Raw genomic sequence first — 14792 nt, forward strand, 5'->3', positions numbered from 1 at the left:
TTGAATGATAAAAAAGGGGTCTAGTTCTTCACCTAGACTCCTTTTCATTTTTCTCCTTTATCTCCATCAAAAGCTCAATAATCTTCTCATTTTGTTCTACTTGTTTCTCAGAATTTTGATAGATGAAACGAATCCATCTAAAAACAAAAACAACCACAAATAACGGAAGCATTGTGAATATAAAACCAATAATTGAATAATCCATATACCATCACCTCGCTATATACTCCCTTCTCCATTTCTCTACTAACCCCTGCAATTTTTTACAAATAAAAAAAGAACCTATCAAACGATAGATTCTTCTTTCGCAAACTGATTCGAGCGTCCTCTCGTAATTGAGAAAATCGCACAAAGTAGCGCCAATATAATAAAACCGCCGCCTACCCAAGCGTTATAAATAACAGATGATTTCTCAATAACAACTCCGCCCACTGTTGAACCGAGCGCAATTCCTAGATGAAGTGCAGAGTTATTTAAACCTTGCTGAATACCAGCTGATTCCGGTGCAATTTCAATTAAATAGTTTTGCTGCGCTGGCGAGATTGCCCAGCTCAGCATACTCCACAGTCCCATCATAATAATGAAGAGCGGGAATGAGAATGTCATCATCGGCAACATAAAGATTGCACATGCAAATACGATAATAATGGAAATAATACTTTTCTTCGATCCCCATTTATCAGCAAGCCATCCACCAAATCCGCCGCCGATTACTGCTGCGATTCCGAAAATAAAGTAAAACACACTAATCCAGTTTGCTTCAACATGCATTACGTCTTTTAAAAACGGTGTTAAATATGCATACAATGTTAAATGCCCCGTTAAAAACAAAAATGATGTTAACTGTGCACTTACAATTTTTTTATCTTTTAAAGTAGCAATTTGTTCTTTTATTGATAGTACCGATGTCGGTGGTACTTTCGTTAAGAACAATGAAATACAAGCAATTGCCATAACTGTTAATATCGAAATTAATACAAATGGCGCACGCCATCCGTATGCATTTCCAAGCACAAGACCTAGCGGTACTCCAAGTACGAGTGATCCGCTAATCCCCATGAAAATAATTCCAATTGCACGCGCACGAAAATGCGGTTCTACTACACTAGAAGCAAGTGTTACCGATAGTGCAATAATAAGCGATCCACTCGCTGCACAAATTACTCTCGAGAACATTAACATCCCATAATTCACACTAAATGCCGAAACGATATTTCCAATTAAGAAAATTGATAGTGCCACAACATACAATTTCTTTCTTTCAAACTTGCCTGTTAATGCTAATAAAACTGGCCCTGATAGAGCGAATACTACTGAAAATATTGTAATAAGCTGACCAGCTGCACTAATCGACACCCCTAAATCATTGGCAACTAAATCAAGCGTTCCTCCTATAATTAGCTCAACCGTTCCGACTACGAAAGCCGCAATAGCTAAAATATATACACGAAAATTCAAGACTTTCCCCACACTTTCTTTTTTGGTTACTACGACTATAGTAACCAAAAAAGAAAGTGTAAGCAAGTACAATTTTTTATAATAAAAATCTAACCTATTATGATATGCCTCCAATATTTAAATAAAAATCCTTATCTGAAAAATTATCACTACTTCTATCCTATCTGTAGTCAAATTAAGAAATATTAGTATAAGAATAAAAAACAAACTTTATTATTACAAAATTAAAATATATAAATTAAACAAATTATAAACCTGATTAAATTCCCTATTATTTACAACGAAATTGTACCAAATAAGATTTTTCTTTACTAGACTTGTATTAAAATTACAGAAAAATTATTATTTTCTTGTAGAGTGAATAATAAACTTTACAAGCACACAATAGTTTGGAATATCAAAAAAAACTTAGGGGGAAAAGAAATGAAAAAATTAACCGCACTAACTTTAACAGCAGGTATTTTAGCTTCAGCTGGGCTTGTACCTACAGCATCTTTCGCGGCAAGCAACGATCTTCCATATTTAAATGAGATTAAGAAATTGCAGCCAGACGTAAGTACTGAAGAGCTAATTTCAGGTATTATTGAAGTTGCTAAAAATACTGGCAATACAAAAGATGCTTTAGCAGAACAAATTTATAAAGAATTAAAAGCAAATCATGAACAAGGAGAACGAGAAGCTACTCAACGAAATAATAAATATGCTCCTAATGTTCAATATGGTGCTAGCGGTGGAAATGTAAAAGTCGGAAATTCTAATATGGGCGACTTTTATTATACTGGTTCTACAACTGCTTATATGAATCATGGACATGTCGGTATGTATTATAGTGAAAAATTGATTGTTGAATCTGTACCAAGCACAGGCGTACGTACAATTGCTACTAATAAACGCTTAGTTGATAAAGGGAATGCAGTTGTTAAATCTGTAAAGACTTCTTGGCAAAATAAAAATGATGCAGCCTGGTGGGCAAAAGATCGTGTAGGAAAGGATGAGTATTCTTATAATTTTGCAAATAATAGAAATACTAGTCATTATGGCGCAAAGAATTGTTCTAAGTTAATATGGTCTACTTATAAACTACATGGTGGTTTAGATTTAGATAAAGATGGTGGAGCAGGTGTATATCCTCGAGATGTTAGAGATGCGAACCAAACATCGTTAAATCGTAATATTTAATTTCACAACTAAAAGTGAAACAATTTATTTGTTTCACTTTTTGGTTATTTGAGGAGCAGAAGTGAAAATGAAAAATAATCGGAAAATAATTCTATTTTTTATAAGCATCATAACGATTACAGTATTAGCCTACTATTTATGTATAAAAGATAAGAATGCAAACTTAATATCAGATAAAGATATACAAAATAAAAATTTTTTAGATGATAAAAAAGCTATGCTTTACTTCTCATCCACTGCCGATCAAGATTTAGATGGTAAAGGCATTAGTTATGCCATATTTATAAATAAACAAGGCATTGCTAGCGGATATAAAATGGGCGGTCTAGAACTCGGCGGTATTGGTGTATCTGACGATAAAAAACAAGTTCTATTAGAGAGTAAAGATACTATAAAATTTCTAGGCGAAACTCCTACTACTCATAAAATAAAATATCAGCATACCGGTGATTTTAATGGATATTTAGCAAATCAAAAGATATTTGTTAATATTTACAATTCAGGAATGAACAAAGAGAACGGGAACTACGATTCAAATGTTTTATTCGGAAATGAAAAAGTTATTCATAAAAGTAATATTCCTCATTTCATTATTAGCTCTGGATTAGATGGGGAATATATTTTAGTAGCCACTCAAGACCTAGTTACTAATAAATACGAATTAAAAAGATTATCGTTTAATGATGCAATAATGAATATAGAGAATATTACAGAGCTTAATGTAAATGGAAAAGAGGACCATGCTAATCTATCACCTATTTTAGTAGATTCAGAGAATTACTACATGGTTATGAGTACAATTGATAAGGATGATCCGCTAAAAGGGAAGACATTCTTGTTACGTACTAATAAAACCACTTTAGAACAAAACACAATATTTATGTATAATGAAAAAAACTCAACTGCAACCAGCCCATTTTCATTAAATAATTCCGCATATATATATAATGACGAGTTGTATTTTATAAACGGTCTTGGTGATGTGTATACATATAACCCTAAAAATGATGCAATGAGCCATAAATTCAGCATAGATTATCATGTTAAAGATGGCGTTAGGTATAATGAACAAACCTATTTCGAGAATGATTCATTATATGTTCTACGTTATGATGAAAAGCGCAATAACAAATACTATATAGAAAGATACAATTTAAAAACTGGAAAAAGAATATCCGAACAAGAAATACAAGGTATAGAATCTATACTCGCTACTGTGAAGGGTGGAAAGAAAGTTTATGCTTATGACTTTAAAATGTTACTATCCAAAACAGATGATTAAATATACTTAATTACCTGTTTCTAGGTTATAAAATAGGTTAATGTAATTCCCCCTAATTCTAATTTGATACTTTCAAATTTTTTTACATAAAAAAGCAGGCGTATTATACGCCTGCTTTCTAATGATTAAACTCCAGTTTCTTTCTTCCTATTCAAGTACCAATACACCGGAAGTCCAGTAAATACCATTCCAATCGATAAGAAACAACTTACCGGATCGTTAATAATCGCACTTCCAAGTACAAACAATGACCCTAAAATCGCAACGATTGGTACAATCGGGAATAACGGTACACTATATGCACGCTCTTTATCCTTGTTACGTCTTCTTAAAATGAAGACACCAATAAACGTCATTACGTAGAAAATATAAATAATGAATACGGAAATCTCAGATAGCTTATTCGGATCACTAATAAGCATTAAAATAATTCCTAATATGATTTCAACAGTAATCGCATTTGCTGGTGTTTTAAATCTTGGGCTTTCCTTTGCAATAAACTTAGAAAACGGAAGGTGTCCACGCTCTGCCATCGACATCGGAATACGTGGGAACGTTAAAATCTTTCCATTTAAACAGCCGAAAATAGAAATGATAATACCGATACTAATAATTTTCCCGCCATATTCTCCAAGTAACATGCCCGCAGCTGTCGCTGTTGCATTTTCTCCAAGGTCCACAATTCTCGCTGCTGGTAATACATTTAATAACGCTAAGTTAATTAATACGTAAGCAGCTGTTACAATTAAAATCCCAACTGTCATTGCCTTCGGTAATAATTTTGTTGGGTTCTTCATTTCTCCGCCAATAGAAGCGAGTAAAATCCAACCATCATAAGCAAATAAAGTTGCCAAAATCGCCATCCCGATACTTTGATTTTCTGATATCGGCACAACTACGTTAAAGATATCACTATTCCCTTTCCAAAACCCTAACACAACAATTAAAAAGATTGGTATCATCTTCCCAACCGTCGTAACCGTTTGGACGATACCCCCATATTTTGTTCCTATACTATTTATAACGCCTAGAAACACAACTGTTCCAATTGCGATTGGTAAATTCCATACTTTATCTAAATAGAAAAAATTAATCATTAAAGAACTAAAATACAAACCTAATGTTCCAATAATAGCTGGTCCATAAACAATTGTTTGCATCCAGCCAGATAAATACCCCCAAAAACTTCCGTAGATCTCCTCTAAATACGTATACAACCCACCATTTTTCGGAATTTGCGCTCCAATTTCGGCTACTGTTAAACCACTTGCTAACGTCAACAGACCACCAATTACCCAAGCCCAAATAGCCATATTAGAACTCCCTGAGTAATCTAATACGCTCCCTGGTTTCATAAACACACCAGACCCAATAATAGTTCCTACTACGATAGAAAGTGCCACTGTTAAACCAATTTTGTTTTTCTCATCATGATGCATGCTGCGTATCCTCCTTCCAATTCTAGTGTGATGCAAAAATGAAATAAAAAAACACTCCTCCCTAAAAAAGGGACGAGTGTTGTATTCGTGGTTCCACCCTTGTTTCAATTCGCAAAGTGACACACTTCACCAATTTCTCAAGTCTAAATAACGGTTTTTGCCGGCAAGCAATTACTAGATATCCGTTCACTGCTGCAGTTCAGAGGGGGTAATCGATTTTCCCGTATTAGGAAGCTCACAGCCAAAGGCTTCCCTCTCTGAGAATCGTAAAAAATTGATCATGTCCTCATCATCACTTCTTGATGTCGAATTTTGTAGTTATTTCCCATTATATTGAATTGTTAGAAAAAATCAATATATTTTTTATATAACATAAGAAATATTTCTCTTCTTATATTATAACAGAAGCTACTTTATTTCTCTAATCTCCTCTTCCACGAACGCCATAAGATCGTAAATGAAATTATATCGATAATTCGACAAAAGGGACAATGATAGCACTCCAAATATTAAAAGGAGGCTGTTCCAAAGACAGCCTCCTCGCATACGTATCTTTCGGTTGCCCACACGGAAGATACGACATAGTTCAATTATTTATCTTCATTTTTCATAAAAAACTTATGGTGCGGAAGATCCACATTTAATTCTGCTAGTTGTTTCTTTTCAGTTGCCCACACGGAAGATACGACATAGTTCAATTATTTATCTTCATTTTTCATAAAAAACTTATGGTGCGGAAGATCCACATTTAATTCTGCTAGTTGTTTCTTTTCATTTTCTAGAATCGCTTTCGCTTTTTCTTTTGTTGCTGCATCTAAGTTCGCAAAGATGTCTTCATGCTTCTCTTTCTCTGGAAGTTTCACACCTAATTTTGGTAATTCTTCTTTTGCTTGCTCATGCGTTAATTTCCCAGATTTCTCTTGCTCTAAAATCGACTTCGCTTTTTCTTTTGTTGCCTCATCTAACCCTGCAAACATATCCTTGTGCTTACCCTTTTCTGGGGATTTCACACCTAGTTTTGTCAATTCCTCTTTTGCCTGTTCACGAGTTAGTTTCCCGGATTTTTCTTGTTCTAGAATCGACTTCGCTTTTTCTTTTGTTGCCTCATCTAACCCTGCAAACATATCCTTGTGCTTACCCTTTTCTGGGGATTTCACACCTAGTTTTGTCAATTCCTCTTTTGCCTGTTCACGAGTTAGTTTCCCGGATTTTTCTTGTTCTAGAATCGACTTCGCTTTTTCTTTTGTTGCCTCATCTAGATTCGTAAACATATCTTTACGTTTCTCTTTCTCTGGAAGCTTTACACCTAGTTCCTCTAATTGTTTCTTTGTATCATCCATAATCGTTTTTACTTTTTGTTTTGTAGCGGCATCTAAATCTTTTTTCGCCGTTTTTGTAGGCTGATCTGCTGCTGGAGTATTCGTTGCCGCAAATGCTGGTACACCCACTCCTCCTATAATTCCAAATGATAAAGCACCTGCAATTGCTAAATACCCAACTGTTTTCTTCTTCATAGGAAATTTCCTCCTTCACATTTCTAAAGCATGTACACTTTCGTATACAATGCCTATAGTAATGTTGATTTCTTAAAATTCCCTTAACGACTTAACAAAAAAACACCGCTCATCACGAGCGGTGTTTTTCTAAGCTTTTTGTAATTGTAATTCTTCACGTTCCATTACTTTCCTTAATACAATTGTTTGTGTCATTGTAAATAAGTTACCTGTAATCCAATACAATACAAGTCCTGACGGTGCCGCAATTCCCATAAATAAAATCATCGCCGGCATCATTATTTGCTGTATTTTCAGCATCTGTACTTGCTCTCCTGGCGTTATATTTGATTGGAACACCTTCATCTGGATAAATGTCGTTAACGCTGCAATAATCGGTAATATATGATATGGATCTGCATGTCCTAAGTTCACCCATAAAAATGAAGATGTACGAATCTCTTCAGTTCGGCTAATCGCATAATACAAAGCAGAGAAAATCGGCATTTGTATAAAGATTGGCCAGCAACCAGCTAACGGATTCCAACCACCTGATTTCATTAGTTCTGACATTTCTTTTTGATACTGCTTTTGTTTTTCAAGATCTTTACCCACATCACCGTGTTTCTTTTTCAGCTTCTGTAATTCAGGTTGCATTTTTTTCATTTTCATTTGACTACGATATTGCGAAACAGCTAATGGAATCAGTGCTGAACGAACAACAAGCGTAATGACAATGATAGCAATCCCAAAGCTTCCACCAGATATATGATGAGCAACAAATTGAATCATATACGATATTGGATATACGAAATAATGGTTCCAAATTCCCGTACTATGTGAATCTATTGTGCCTGCATTACTACAGCCAGATAAAACAAAAACAAGTAATAATGATAAACTAATGAGCGCAGCTCGGTATGATTTTAACATGTTCATTCCTCCAATGTTTCGTAATTAATTAGCGAAACATTGGTGTATACGGACCTACCTCGTCACTCTCTCCACTTGATTCTTGTCTGCGGACAGAGCGAATCATTCCATATTTATAAAAAATAGAGAAAAGCGGTACATTTCCGATACCCTCTTCACACGTATCAACTAGTTTAAAAGCTCTCTGTCTACCGCTCGATGCTTGCTGACGTACGAAACGAGAAACGTTAGCAAGAAAAAAGACTTCTAATACACAAAGCGCTGTCGTTACAAACGATATATACAGAAGTGCATCCTGCAATAAAAATTCCATCGCTTCACATCCTTAATAAAGTCATTTTAGCACATTCAACAAACATTCTCTATTTCCTTTTATTTTCAAAAAAGAATTTTGCATATTTTCTCAAAAAATTATGCTATAAAACTAATGTATTCGCTTTCTTTAGTATATTCACACGTATCTTTGAATAGGTTTAATTTTTTAGAAATTTATAAAATTTTTGCATTATAATAAAACTATTGCCAGTTTTTGAAAAAAGCTTTATTCTCTTCTTGTAATCAAAAATGAATATGGAGATGAAACATACTATGGGTCAACTAGGAGACGCCGATTACGTTCCCGACACCGCCTTTTTATCCTTCCCAGCAGCTAAAACATTTCATTTAGAATTCATTATACAGTTGGTTGTTATTTTTATAGCTTCTATTTTGTATGCAATTTCTATGAATATGTTTTTTATCCCGCATAATATGATTAGCGGTGGATTCGCTGGTGTAGGGATGATTATCGGTTATTTAATGCACTACAATATCGGAGCACTTATCTTTTTACTAAACATTCCGCTTCTTATTTTAAGTCACTTTTACTTAGGAAAGAAGACAACCTTTTTAACGGCATACTTTGTAGCTGTATCATCTTTAGCGATGAACATTATCCCAGTACACCAAGTTTCAGACGATATTTTACTGTCTTCTGTATTCGGTGGTGTCATCTGCGGTGCTGCCTCAGGAATCATATTCCGATTTGCTTCTTCAACAGGTGGTTTTGATGTTGTTGGATTGATTGTAGCGAAACATCGCGATGTTTCAATTGGAGCAATCATCTTTGGATTCAACTTAATCTTACTTGTTGCAGCAGGATTTATTTTCGGATGGGATATTACGCTTTATACGTTAATTAGTCGGTTTGTGGTCAGCAAAGTAATTGATGCCGTGCATACAAAACATATTAAATTAACGATAATGACAATTACAGAAAAAGGTGAGGAAATAAAAAGCTCACTGCTACATCACGGCATACGTGGCGTAACAATGGTAGATGCTGTCGGCGGCTATACAAACCATAAGAAAAAAATGATTTACACTGTCGTAACTCGCTACGAGTTAGGCGAAATGAAACGTATTATTCGCCAAGTGGATAATAAAGCATTTATGAACATTACTGAAACAGTTGAAATTGTCGGCCGTTTCAAACGTATATAAAAAAGCGCAAGGAACTACAATTCCTTGCGCTTTTTATTTTTTACACTTATTACAAAATCAGATAATTCTATTATTGTGGCGCTAAATATGTTATAATAAAAGCAGACTTACAAAAAAGAGTATATAGACTTGGAAGTTTCTCTTATTATTATAAACAAAAAGAAACGAGAAGTCGGGTATATTTCAGACATCATACACGTAACGGTTTAAAAAACCGATCATCTTAGTTATTCTTCACTGATCTTTTTATAAAAAGATGCGTACAACTAAAATCCACTTCAATTATACCTACCTTTTTGACTTCCAAATCATCTTATTACATAGGGAGATGAACATATGAATCAATATATACGATATACAATAGCTATCCTGTTTGCCATTATCGGCGGTGTGATTTGCTTCTGGACAAACACTCAGCTTGGAGAGAACATCATTTTTAATGGAATCGAAACACTTGTAAGCGCTTCAATTCTAGGTGGCTACATTTTCTTCCTCTTCAATCCAGAAGAAAATGCTCAAAAAACAATGTTATTAACAATGATCGGAATCGTTGGCGGATGTATTTCCTACTCAATGACAAACTATACATTACCACTTCAATTAAGCTCAGCTTTCTTCCACGGTCTTTGGACTTGGTTCATTGCATTCTGCCTAGCAGATGTATTCAACCTATTACAAGACACTGAAGAAGATAGCAGTCGCCAAATTGAAAGTAACTCTTAAGCTGGAAGATATTCTTCCAGCTTTTTTATTTTTACTGACTACTTTTGGATACCCCACTCAGAATTCGAAATGAAACATGTGCCCCACCTCGCACCTTGCTATTTTCTACCTGTATTATGCCGCCATGCTTCTCAACAATTGTCTTGGCAATATATAACCCGAGCCCAAAATGCTCCTTGCTTCCTGAACGCGACTGATCTCCCTGATAAAAACGCTGCAATACTTTCTTCAAATCCCCTTCTTGAAAACCAAGTCCTGAATCATATACATGAAACTCTATTGCGCCATGCCAAGCACATACTTTAACAAGCATCTTCCCTGACACCGGCGTAAACCGAACTGCATTCATCACGATATTATCCATTACTTGACTGATCCGCTCTTGATCAAATACTAAGCTTTGTACACCCTCATTATTTTCAAAGGTAACGTCCCACTCAATCTCTTTTTTCCTAGCTATACATTCATATTCTTCTAGTTTTTTAAGAAAGAATGGGGTTATATGCACTTTATTTAAACGTAATTGAAACGAGAAACTTTCTAACTCATTTACTGTTTGGAACTCCTCAAGAAGTTTTGTCATTCTGTTTGTATTTCGTTCAATCGTTTGTAAATACCGATGTAACAAGTCTTCATTTTTCCATAAGCCACTTTGCAAACCTTCTGTATGACCTTGTACAATCGTTAGCGGCGTTTTCAAATCATGAGAAATAGCTCTAATATATTCTCTTCTTTCTTCTTCTAACTCCCATTGCCGTGATAAACTAGTTGCTAATGCTGCGCGCATATTTTCAAACGAACCGACTAACTCACCAATTTCATTTTTCGCGTTGTATTCTAAATGAAAATCTAAATCCTGCTCTTGAATTCTTTTTGAAGCCTCTGATAATTCAGCGAGTGGTTTCTTTATTCTTTTTCCCATTTGGTTTGAAACAATATAAGATAAAATTGTAATGTATATAAAGGGCGAAGCTAAAAATAAGATTACAAACAAGGAATCAACTGCCGAAGCAGTAGACATTGTCAAATGATAATTAAGTCCTATCGCTCCCTGTAGATCCCCAGTCTTATCCACTAAAGGCAGATATGTCGTAACTTCAGTATCATCATCTTCCTCATGAATATTCGTATTAATAACACTCAAAATTGGTCTCTCATTTGTTATTAATTTCTTTTTATATGTACCATAAGCAATATCTCCTTGCCTATTAACAATTTGATATTTAATTCCCTCTTTAGGGATAATTTTCTCTAATTCATTTCGCTCTTTCTCATTTAACAATAGGGCTCCTTTATCTTTTGCATATTCTTTTATCATAGGAATTTTTTGTTCATAATAATTTGCAGGAAATACTTTTCCACTCTTCGTTAGCCAATACCAACCACTAGCTGCCGTTAAAACTGTCAGTATTAAACTACCAATTAAAACTATTAAAAAGCCAATTACTAGCTGTTGTTTAATCCTTAACCTTTGCATCAATTCTGTACACTCCACTTATATCCAATTCCCCACACAGTTTGAATATATGTATATTCTCTATCATATACACTAAGCTTTGTTCTAATTTTCTTTATATGCTCAACTACAGTAGAGACATCACTTTCACTATCATATCCCCAAATCTTTTCAAACATCTGCTCTTTCGTCAAAACTTGGCCAGCATGAAGTGCTAACATTTTCACAACTTCATACTCCTTTTTTGTAAAGTGAATTTTTTCTTTACCTAATAGTATTTCATAACTCTGCAAATCTATTACTAAATTGCCATAACGCAGTAAATTCTTTTGCCCCATCATTTGCAATTCTGTCGTACGGCGCAAATTAGCAACAATTCTAGCTTTCAACTCTTTTAAACTAAACGGCTTATTAATATAATCGTCTCCACCAATCAATAAACCTTCTATACGAGAGCGTTCACTACTATCCGCACTTAAAAATAATATTGGGCATGCATAAGACTCTCTCATCTTCTCGCACACTTTAAATCCATTCATATCCGGCAGCATAACATCTAAAATAATGAGATCCACGCTACTATCTAATTTTTTCAAAGCTTCTTCACCACTTAATGCACTTCTTACTTCATACCCTTCCATGACAAGACTATCTTCAATAAATGTAAGAATATCCGGTTCGTCATCTACAAGTAATATTTTGTCTGCCACGGTAAATCCCTCCTAATTAAATACATCTTTTTTACACCAACTAAACATAGCCGCTATTGCACATCCTCCTAAAATTGTACCATTTATTAGGTAAAATGTTCCTTTCCCTTCACTTAATATTCTTAGAATCGATTCGCTTCCAATTACAAAATAACTTATTTCTTCACTCACATACAAACTAGCTACTAATAAACCGACTATCATAAAATACGTAATGATAGCGTTTTGAAACCAAAGACTTACAAAACTACTCAACATTGTTAAAGCACTTGCAATAAACCATAGTATTAAATAATATTTTACAGTATATAAAATAGAGGCACCCGTCCCATAAATGACTTGTTTATCCAAAAAGAATGTCTCCTCTGCGTGCCTTATAAAAAATGTTCCATATATATAACTCTCTATAAATGCCATTAACAAAAACAAACTTACGATACTCATTTGAGTCATCCATTTTGCCAATAATAATTCCCACCTACTTACCGGACGGATCATGACAAGACGATATGCGCCAGATGAAATTTCACTATTAAAGCTATCAATAAATAAGATTGGAAAAATTAATAAGAATAGAGTAAAATACCATTCTCTTGTAACTGCAACAGGAAAATTTAAATTACTTAAGATTGCTTCTGTCCCTTTTGTATTATAAATAGCAACTCCAAAAGTATGAACCCATACACTGTGTAAAATAAGTAGCAGTACAAAAATAACAATTAATACTTTCGTCTTCTTTCTATCAAAAATCCGTTCAAATTCACTTATAAGTATTTGTCTCATTCTTCACACCTCACACAAAATTATCTTTTTTTCCTATCCAATAAACTGTTACAGCATTACAAATAACAATGTATATAAGTAAAATTACAGATCCAAAAAGAATCATTCTTGAACTACCAGATAAAGATATAGCAATTCCTTCATGTTGTAATTTAATTAAAGAAGAATAATTAATATAAAGAAAAGCCGGTGATTTCCCTATCACTAACGCCATGGCTGGGTATCCAAAAGAAAATATAATAAATCCCATACCAAGTAGTGTTGCACTTGTTGTCGATTTACTTACAACCGATAGCATAATTAATATGCTAGCCATCGCTATTAAAGTAAGATAAGCAATTCCATAATAAGAAATACAGTATAAGAAAACGCCAAGTGCATTCATTTTTTCTGTGAAATAAAACAAAAGAATATTTGGTTCATGCTCAAAGAAAATATAGCCAATACAATAACTACAAATAAAATAGGCACCTATAAATAGCAAACTTACTGCTAATATCGTAATTATTTTCGCAATAAGAACCTCAGAATACGTGTATGACCTTTGTATTACCATCCGAATTTGACCGCTATGATACTCTTGAGCAAACACAAGGACAATCAAAACGAGTAAAACAAGATTACATATACTCATAAGCATTTCAGATAATGCAAGTACGGGGAATGAATTCGCATATGTATAATCAACTGCTGTCCTTTCTACCTCTTGATTATGTTTCAAATAGTACTTCGCAGCCCCAAGTAACATCACCGGTATCATCAAAAAACAAAGCCATGTTACTTTCTTTGCCCAAAGCCGCTCCCATTCAGAACGTACTAACATCATCATGAGCTCATCATCTCCACGAAAATATCTTCTAATTCTTTATCACTTCCTTGTAACTCTTCCGTCGTTCCCCGCCATATTAGTGATCCTTCACGAATCATGACCCATGAATCACACATAAGCTCCAATTCACGAATTAAATGACTAGAAATGAAAAAAGTTATTCCCTTCTCACGCTGTAAGTCGAGTACAATTTTACGAAGTTGCTTAATTCCAACTGGATCTAATCCATTCGACGGTTCATCCAAAATAATAAAATTTGGATCGCCAAGAAGGGCCTGTGCAATCCCTAAACGCTGCTTCATCCCTAATGAATACGTACCAACTTTATCGTCCGCACGGTTTTCTAAACCGACGATTTCTAATACTTGCTGAACTTTTTTTTCAAGAACTTCTCCACCAGTACGTAACGTAATCCTACCTAAATTCCGTAAGTTTTTTCGTCCTGACATATAAGGAAAGAAAATTGGAGCTTCTACAATTGCACCTACATGCTGAAGAGCCTCTTTTCGATTTTTTTGTACGCTAATTCCATTAATTAAGATTTCCCCTTCATTTGGTCGAATTAACCCCATAATTGTTCGAATAAGAGTTGTCTTCCCTGAACCATTTGGCCCAACAAAACCACAAATTTCATTTTTATAAACAGAAAAAGACATGTGACTTAACAACGTTCTTCCCTTCACTCTTTTCGTCACATCTCTTACTTCTAAAACCTCTTTTTTCATTTTTATCGCCTCCTTGCTACTAGAATAGACGGTAAAAATAAACAATTTATAAACAAATAAAAAGAAGTTACCCCCACGGCAACTTCTTTTCCACATACCCTACTTAATATTTATTTCATTATATCGACGCTTCGAAACTCAAAACGCACAACATACCCTATCCCCCAAGCAACTTACTGCCGAACTCTACGATTAAAAAGATAACTAATAAGATCGCGAGTATTTTTAATGCTACATACGCTACTTTAAAAACAGCATAAATGAGCAAGACTATTAAAATAATCGTTAAAATTTCCATCT

General features: G+C 34.4%; 16 protein-coding genes and 1 other annotated feature. Of the genes, 4 read left to right on the forward strand and 12 right to left on the reverse strand.

Features of this window, described 5'->3' with window-relative positions; all coding sequences use genetic code 11:
- Positions 1-28: 28 nt before the first annotated feature.
- Positions 29-205, reverse strand: coding sequence for a hypothetical protein (locus LUS72_RS24950; protein WP_097832171.1), 177 nt, complete (start codon positions 203-205; stop codon positions 29-31).
- Positions 206-285: 80 nt separating this feature from the next.
- On the reverse strand, positions 286-1575 hold the full coding sequence (locus tag LUS72_RS24955) for an MFS transporter (protein WP_264449083.1): 1290 nt from the start codon (positions 1573-1575) through the stop codon (positions 286-288).
- Between the two features lie 306 nt (positions 1576-1881).
- On the opposite strand from LUS72_RS24955, the gene LUS72_RS24960 reads away from it, so the two are divergent.
- A complete protein-coding gene (locus LUS72_RS24960; protein ID WP_264448391.1) occupies positions 1882-2637 on the forward strand; it encodes a YiiX/YebB-like N1pC/P60 family cysteine hydrolase in 756 nt (251 codons plus the stop codon).
- A gap of 67 nt (positions 2638-2704) precedes the next feature.
- Positions 2705-3919 carry a hypothetical protein gene (locus LUS72_RS24965; protein WP_097832168.1) on the forward strand — a complete coding sequence of 405 codons (1215 nt, stop codon included), beginning with the start codon at positions 2705-2707 and terminating at the stop codon, positions 3917-3919.
- A 125-nt stretch (positions 3920-4044) separates the two neighbouring features.
- On the opposite strand, the gene LUS72_RS24970 is transcribed toward LUS72_RS24965, so the two are convergent.
- The 4 genes from LUS72_RS24970 to LUS72_RS24985 all read right to left on the reverse strand — a co-directional run bounded on the left by LUS72_RS24970 (position 4045) and on the right by LUS72_RS24985 (position 8097).
- Positions 4045-5358 carry an APC family permease gene (locus tag LUS72_RS24970; protein ID WP_264448392.1) on the reverse strand — a complete coding sequence of 438 codons (1314 nt, stop codon included), beginning with the start codon at positions 5356-5358 and terminating at the stop codon, positions 4045-4047.
- Positions 5359-5423: 65 nt separating this feature from the next.
- Positions 5424-5660 (reverse strand) — a binding site (T-box leader).
- Positions 5661-6056: 396 nt separating this feature from the next.
- Positions 6057-6872, reverse strand: coding sequence for a hypothetical protein (locus LUS72_RS24975; RefSeq protein WP_264448393.1), 816 nt, complete (start codon positions 6870-6872; stop codon positions 6057-6059).
- 129 nt (positions 6873-7001) lie between these two features.
- Positions 7002-7784 (reverse strand): membrane protein insertase YidC, encoded by a 783-nt coding sequence (locus LUS72_RS24980; protein WP_097832165.1) that lies wholly within the window; start codon positions 7782-7784, stop codon positions 7002-7004.
- A gap of 28 nt (positions 7785-7812) precedes the next feature.
- Positions 7813-8097: a hypothetical protein gene (locus LUS72_RS24985; RefSeq protein WP_002174090.1), complete on the reverse strand. Its 285-nt coding sequence runs from the start codon at positions 8095-8097 to the stop codon at positions 7813-7815.
- Positions 8098-8372: 275 nt separating this feature from the next.
- Here LUS72_RS24985 and LUS72_RS24990 point away from each other — a divergent pair, with 275 nt between their 5' ends.
- Both LUS72_RS24990 and LUS72_RS24995 read left to right on the forward strand, forming a co-directional pair.
- Positions 8373-9266 (forward strand): YitT family protein, encoded by an 894-nt coding sequence (locus LUS72_RS24990; RefSeq protein ID WP_000530031.1) that lies wholly within the window; start codon positions 8373-8375, stop codon positions 9264-9266.
- A gap of 336 nt (positions 9267-9602) precedes the next feature.
- Positions 9603-9989, forward strand: coding sequence for a DUF3938 domain-containing protein (locus LUS72_RS24995; protein WP_097832164.1), 387 nt, complete (start codon positions 9603-9605; stop codon positions 9987-9989).
- A 31-nt stretch (positions 9990-10020) separates the two neighbouring features.
- Here the strand turns inward: LUS72_RS24995 and LUS72_RS25000 are convergent, their stop codons facing one another.
- The 6 genes from LUS72_RS25000 to LUS72_RS25025 all read right to left on the reverse strand — a co-directional run bounded on the left by LUS72_RS25000 (position 10021) and on the right by LUS72_RS25025 (position 14790).
- A complete protein-coding gene (locus LUS72_RS25000; RefSeq protein ID WP_097832163.1) occupies positions 10021-11466 on the reverse strand; it encodes a sensor histidine kinase in 1446 nt (481 codons plus the stop codon).
- Entirely contained in the window at positions 11466-12155 is a 690-nt protein-coding gene (locus LUS72_RS25005) for a response regulator transcription factor (RefSeq protein ID WP_097832162.1), read from the reverse strand. The genes LUS72_RS25000 and LUS72_RS25005 overlap by 1 nt, the downstream gene beginning before the upstream one ends.
- 12 nt (positions 12156-12167) lie before the next feature.
- Positions 12168-12938, reverse strand: coding sequence for an ABC transporter permease (locus LUS72_RS25010; RefSeq protein ID WP_097832161.1), 771 nt, complete (start codon positions 12936-12938; stop codon positions 12168-12170).
- Between the two features lie 10 nt (positions 12939-12948).
- A complete protein-coding gene (locus LUS72_RS25015) occupies positions 12949-13767 on the reverse strand; it encodes an ABC-2 transporter permease (protein ID WP_097832160.1) in 819 nt (272 codons plus the stop codon).
- Positions 13764-14492: an ABC transporter ATP-binding protein gene (locus tag LUS72_RS25020; RefSeq protein WP_097832159.1), complete on the reverse strand. Its 729-nt coding sequence runs from the start codon at positions 14490-14492 to the stop codon at positions 13764-13766. The genes LUS72_RS25015 and LUS72_RS25020 overlap by 4 nt, the downstream gene beginning before the upstream one ends.
- A gap of 157 nt (positions 14493-14649) precedes the next feature.
- Positions 14650-14790 carry a DUF3985 family protein gene (locus LUS72_RS25025; RefSeq protein WP_000404783.1) on the reverse strand — a complete coding sequence of 47 codons (141 nt, stop codon included), beginning with the start codon at positions 14788-14790 and terminating at the stop codon, positions 14650-14652.
- Positions 14791-14792 lie beyond the last annotated feature (2 nt).

This window comes from Bacillus cereus (assembly GCF_025917685.1).
GTDB classification, from domain to species: domain Bacteria; phylum Bacillota; class Bacilli; order Bacillales; family Bacillaceae_G; genus Bacillus_A; species Bacillus_A cereus_AT.